Origin of the sequence: Streptomyces sp. NPDC059695, from assembly GCF_042733785.1 — a bacterium.
In the GTDB taxonomy this organism is placed as follows: Bacteria; Actinomycetota; Actinomycetes; order Streptomycetales; family Streptomycetaceae; genus Streptomyces.
In genome coordinates, this window is record NZ_JBHWFF010000074.1 from 1 (window position 1) to 4,831 (window position 4,831).

The window sequence follows — 4,831 nt, forward strand, 5'->3', positions numbered from 1 at the left end:
ATCACCCCGGCCTTGCGGCGGCCGGGGCGTGGGGGGCCCCCGGGGGGGGGGGCGCCCCGGGGGGGGCCCCCCCGGGCCCGCGCCGTCGGCCGGGGGAAGGGGGCCCCGGGCCGTCAGGCGCGGAAACCGGCCGGGCGCTCGGGGGAGGCGTCGGCGAGGGCCTTCACGACGGCGTCGACACCGGCGCGGAGTCCGTACACGGGGGTGTCGGGCTGCTGGCGCCAGGACGTGTCGATGCCGCCGGCGTCGACGGTGTCGAAGCCGAGCTCGTCGATGAGCGCGCGGACGGTGTTCTTGGCGGTCTCGTCGTCGCCGGCGACGGGCAGCGCGAGGCGCTCGGGGTCGCCGGCCGGGCGGGGCCGCTCCAGGACGTCCTGCGCGTAGGTGCCGTTGAAGGCCTTGACCACGGGGTGCCCCAGGTGGTTCTGCGTCCACCGGCTCTCCGTGAGGCCCTCGTCCTCGATGGCGTCGATCCGGCCGTCCCGCTCCTTGGGGTAGTAGTTGCCGGTGTCGACGACGACGAGGCCGTCGGCGGCTCCGTCCAGGACCTTCTCGGGCAGGTCGGGAATGTTCTTCAGGGGGATGGTGACGACGACGAGTTCGGCGCCGCGTGCCGCCTCGGTCACGGCGACGGGGGTCGCTCCGGTCTCCTCGGCGAGGGCCGTGAGGGTCTCGGGGCCGCGGGAGTTGGCCACGGACACGTCGTGGCCGAGCGCGGTGAGGCGACGGGTGAGGTTGCCGCCGATGTTGCCGGCGCCGATGATGCCGATCTTCATGAGCTGTCCTTCGTGGGTGCGGGCGGACGGGATCCGGGACCGGGGCCACGAGCTCCCCGTGGTGATGCCGAACGCCGCGACGGCGAGGTTTCTTCCGGCCGACGGAGCGGGAGGCGGGCGGGTGGCCGTACGGCGTCGTGTCGCGGCCCGCGGTCCGGGTGATCCGGCACGGACCCGGGTTCGCTGGTAACTTTGGTTGTCGAGAGGGATTGCGTAAACTATGGTTGTCGCATGACGGTCCCTGAGATCACCCCCGAGGAACAGTCCGCGCTCGACACGGCCCTGCTCGACGCCCTCACCCCGCTCGCCACGGCGATCCGCTCCCGCGCGACCGGACTCCCCGAACACCGCATGTGGGAGGGGGACCCCGCCGAGGTGGCCCTGTCCGTACTCGCCGCCTGGAAGCACGTGGACGCCGAGGTCAGGCGTCTGACCGCGACGGCGGCCGGAACCGCCGGATCGTACGGTGCGAGCTACGAGCAGATGGGCGCGGTGTGGGGCATCACCCGCCAGGGCGCCCGCAAGAAGTGGCCCGACGCCGTCGTGCGCACCCCCGCGACGGCGCCGGCCGCCCTCGAACTCTTCGGCGGCACGGCCGAACTCGCACAGGACCCCTCGTCCCGCCGGTGGACGTGGACCGGCCGGGGCGCCGACGGGGAGCGCGGCACGGCCGGAGCCGACACGGGGTACGCGACCAGGGAAGAGGCCGCCGCCTACGCGGGAGCCTTCCTCCAGGAGCACGCCGCCGCCACGCCCTGACCGCGCCGCCGGTTCAACAGCCTTCCCCGGGAAGGAACTTCGCCGACTTCTCCGCGAGCACGCCCGCCAGAAACGCGGCGGCGTCGTCGGGGCGCATCCGGGCCAGGCTCACCATTCCCGTGATCACGGCGTCGGCGACCTCCTCCTGGACGTCCTCCCAGGTGTGGCTGCGGCCCTTCCGGGGGTTCGTCGCCCGGACGCCGATGACGGCCTGGGCGGCCTCGCCGACCTCCTCGGAGAGCTTGAGGACCTGGAGGGTCCACTGCTCCTCCGCCGTCAGTCCGCGCTCGGAATCCAGGCGCGCGAACAACGCGGCGAGCGCACCGATCGTGTCCCACGGCGTGCCGTCCTCCATGAGCCCTCCCTCGTCCGTCCGTCACCGTGACCAACGAACGGGGGCCGGGGCCGGACGCACGAGATCGAGACGCTCCGGGGCGGACCGCGCAGGTGTCCCGGAGTCGTACGGCACGGGACACCTGCGCGCGACCCGGTCAGTCGCCCCGGCGGATCCTCGCGGCCCGGCGGGCCTCTGCCGTCTTCCGGGCCTCGGCGGCACGGCGGGACTCGTTCTTCGCGCGTCCCGGGCGTCCCGGGACGGTGCCGATGCCCCGGAAGGCCGCGCCACCGCGCTTGGCACCCTCCTGGCTCGGCGCGCTGCCGTCGACCGGCACGCCCGAGGGCTTCCGGGCGCCGGTGATCCGGGTGAGCTGGGCCTCGCCGGAGCGGACCCTGGTGACGGTGGGCCGGATGCCGGCCTCCGCCATGAGCCGGGCGACGTCCCGGCGCTCCTCGTCCGTGACGAGCGTGACGACGACCCCGGACTCCCCGGCACGCGCGGTGCGTCCGCCGCGGTGGAGGTAGTCCTTCGCGTCGGCCGGCGGGTCGACGTTGACGACGAGGTCGAGCTCGTCGACGTGGATGCCGCGCGCCGCCACGTCGGTGGCGACCAGGACGGGGACCTCGCCGGTCCTGAAGCGGTCCAGGGTCCGGGTCCGCAGCGGCTGCGACTTGCCGCCGTGCAGTGCCGCGGCGCGCACACCGCTGCCGAGGAGGTGCTTGGTGAAGCGGTCGACGGAGGCCTTGGTGTGCAGGAACATGATCACGCGCCCCTCGCGCGCGGCGATCTCCGTCGCCGTGGCGAACTTGTCGGCGCCGTGCACGTGCAGCACGTGGTGCTCCATCGTGGAGACGGCCGCGGCCGAGGGGTCGACCGAGTGCCCGGCCGGGTCCTGGAGGTAGCGCTCGACCAGCTCGTCCACGTCGCGGTCGAGCGTGGCCGAGAACAGCAACCGCTGTCCGCCGTGGGGCACCAGGTCGAGCAGCTCGGTGACCTGCGGCAGGAAGCCCATGTCGGCCATCCGGTCGGCCTCGTCGAGGACGGTGACGGCCACCCGGTCGAGACGGCAGTCCTTGCGCTCGACGAGGTCCATGAGCCGGCCGGGGGTGGCGATCAGGACCTCGGCCCCGTCGCGCAGCGCGCCGGCCTGCCGGCCGATCGACATGCCGCCGACCACGGTGGCCAGGCGCAGCCCCAGGGCCCCTGCGTAGGGGGCGAGGGCGTCCGTGACCTGCTGGGCGAGTTCGCGGGTGGGGACCAGGACCAGGGCGAGGGGCTTGCGGGCCTCGGCACGGCGCCCGGCGGTGCGGGCGAGCAGCGGCAGTCCGAACGCGAGCGTCTTGCCGGACCCGGTCTGCCCGCGGCCGAGGACGTCACGGCCCGCGAGGGCGTCCGGCAGCGTCGCGGCCTGGATCGGGAAGGGCGCCTCGACACCGCGGCGGGTCAGCTCCGCGAGCAGGTCGGCCGGCAGGCCGAACGCGGCGAAGGTCACGTCCGCCGGGGAGGCGTCCGTGCGGGGCGTGGTGTTCATGCGGCACCTGGTCCGTCGGAAAGGTCTGGAAAATGCGACGGGCCGGAGCCCGCACCACGAGGGTGGGGCTCCGGCCGCGTCGGACGTGTCAACGTCAGGCGGGGAGGATGTTCTCCGCCTGCGGGCCCTTCTGGCCCTGCGTGACGTCGAAGGTCACCTTCTGGCCTTCCTGGAGCTCACGGAAGCCGGAGGTGGCGATGTTGGAGTAGTGGGCGAACACGTCCGGGCCGCCACCCTCCTGCTCGATGAAGCCGAAGCCCTTTTCCGAGTTGAACCACTTCACGGTGCCATTAGCCATGTCAAATCTCCTTCGGGGCGTAGCCCTGGAACCCGCACTGTGCGGATCCCGGCGTCGCCGTGATGATTGCCCCGTCCGGAAAACTGCACCGAAAACACATCAAGTGCCTGACGATGTCGAATCGTCGAAGGCACTTGTCAGCTCAATGGGAACCACGACTGCAACTAGTACCGACTGTAGCACGTCGTCTCCGTTCGTGCATGGAATATGCCGGATTTGTCCGTATAGCCGAGAGTCGAGACCGTACGGACGCACCGTGAGCACTCCCGCGGCCGCCGCGCGCGGCCAGTACGAAGGTGACCGTGACGAGCAGCGCCCAGGCGCCGAACTTCGCGAGCGGGACCGGCTGCCAGCCGTCCAGCTGGTCCGGGTAGCTCCAGGCGCCGACGTACGTGGCCGCGTTCTCGGCGACCCAGAGGAAGAAGCCGATCAGGACGAAGGACAGGGCCAGGGGCATCCGGAGGTCGCTCCGGCCGACCCGGAAGCGGACCCAGGTCCCCGCCGTCGCGGCCAGGAGCAGCGCGGCGAGCGCCCAGCGGGCGTCGGGCAGCCAGTGGTGGCTGAAGAAGTTCACGTACACGGCCCCGGCGAGGACCGCCGTGATCCGGGGCCGGTAGCCCGTGAGCCGCAGGTCGAACAGGTGCCAGGCCCGGCAGACGTAGCTGCCGAGCGCCGCGTACAGGAAACCGCCGTACAGCGGCACCCCGCCGAACTTCGTCAGGGCGTCCTCCGGATAGCTCCACGAGCCCATCCGCACCTTGACCAGCTCGAAGAGGAGCCCGACCGCGTGGCAGCCGGCGATCACGGCGACGTCCCGGCCGGAGTCCCAGCCGAACCGCCACGCGAGGACGGTGAGCCCCACGCCGTACAGGAGCAGCAGGTCGTAGCGGGCGACCGGCAGGTCGGGCAGCAGCGACGAGACGGCGATGCCGCCGACCAGCGCGATGGCGAAGGCGCAGCAGCGCGCCTCCAGGACCGCGAAGCGCAGCAGCTGCCGCACGCTGTTCTTGAACGTGTTCATGTCGGCAGGGACGCCGGGCGGCCCTCGACCGGCTGGCGCTCCCGGCGGGCTCGACGCTGGTGGTGACCGGCGCGAGTGCCGTGGTGGGCCGTCTCGCGGTCCAGTACGC

At 72.9% G+C, this 4,831-nt stretch carries 6 protein-coding genes; 1 reads left to right on the forward strand and 5 read right to left on the reverse strand.

The window, feature by feature from the left end:
• Nucleotides 1–113: 113 nt before the first annotated feature.
• Nucleotides 114–809 (reverse strand): NADPH-dependent F420 reductase, encoded by a 696-nt coding sequence (locus ACFV2S_RS37765; protein WP_385570854.1) that lies wholly within the window; start codon nt 807–809, stop codon nt 114–116.
• Nucleotides 810–1,007: 198 nt separating this feature from the next.
• On the opposite strand from ACFV2S_RS37765, the gene ACFV2S_RS37770 reads away from it, so the two are divergent.
• Nucleotides 1,008–1,535, forward strand: coding sequence for a hypothetical protein (locus ACFV2S_RS37770; RefSeq protein ID WP_385570846.1), 528 nt, complete (start codon nt 1,008–1,010; stop codon nt 1,533–1,535).
• 13 nt (nt 1,536–1,548) lie between these two features.
• On the opposite strand, the gene ACFV2S_RS37775 is transcribed toward ACFV2S_RS37770, so the two are convergent.
• The 4 genes from ACFV2S_RS37775 to ACFV2S_RS37790 all read right to left on the reverse strand — a co-directional run bounded on the left by ACFV2S_RS37775 (nt 1,549) and on the right by ACFV2S_RS37790 (nt 4,722).
• Nucleotides 1,549–1,890 carry a MazG-like family protein gene (locus ACFV2S_RS37775; protein ID WP_385570848.1) on the reverse strand — a complete coding sequence of 114 codons (342 nt, stop codon included), beginning with the start codon at nt 1,888–1,890 and terminating at the stop codon, nt 1,549–1,551.
• Nucleotides 1,891–2,026: 136 nt separating this feature from the next.
• Nucleotides 2,027–3,403 (reverse strand): DEAD/DEAH box helicase, encoded by a 1,377-nt coding sequence (locus ACFV2S_RS37780; RefSeq protein WP_383801293.1) that lies wholly within the window; start codon nt 3,401–3,403, stop codon nt 2,027–2,029.
• Between the two features lie 94 nt (nt 3,404–3,497).
• Entirely contained in the window at nt 3,498–3,701 is a 204-nt protein-coding gene (locus tag ACFV2S_RS37785) for a cold-shock protein (protein ID WP_015031667.1), read from the reverse strand.
• 142 nt (nt 3,702–3,843) lie between these two features.
• The gene (locus ACFV2S_RS37790) at nt 3,844–4,722 is read right to left on the reverse strand and encodes a DUF817 domain-containing protein (RefSeq protein WP_385570852.1); all 879 of its coding nucleotides are present in this window, start codon (nt 4,720–4,722) and stop codon (nt 3,844–3,846) included.
• Nucleotides 4,723–4,831 lie beyond the last annotated feature (109 nt).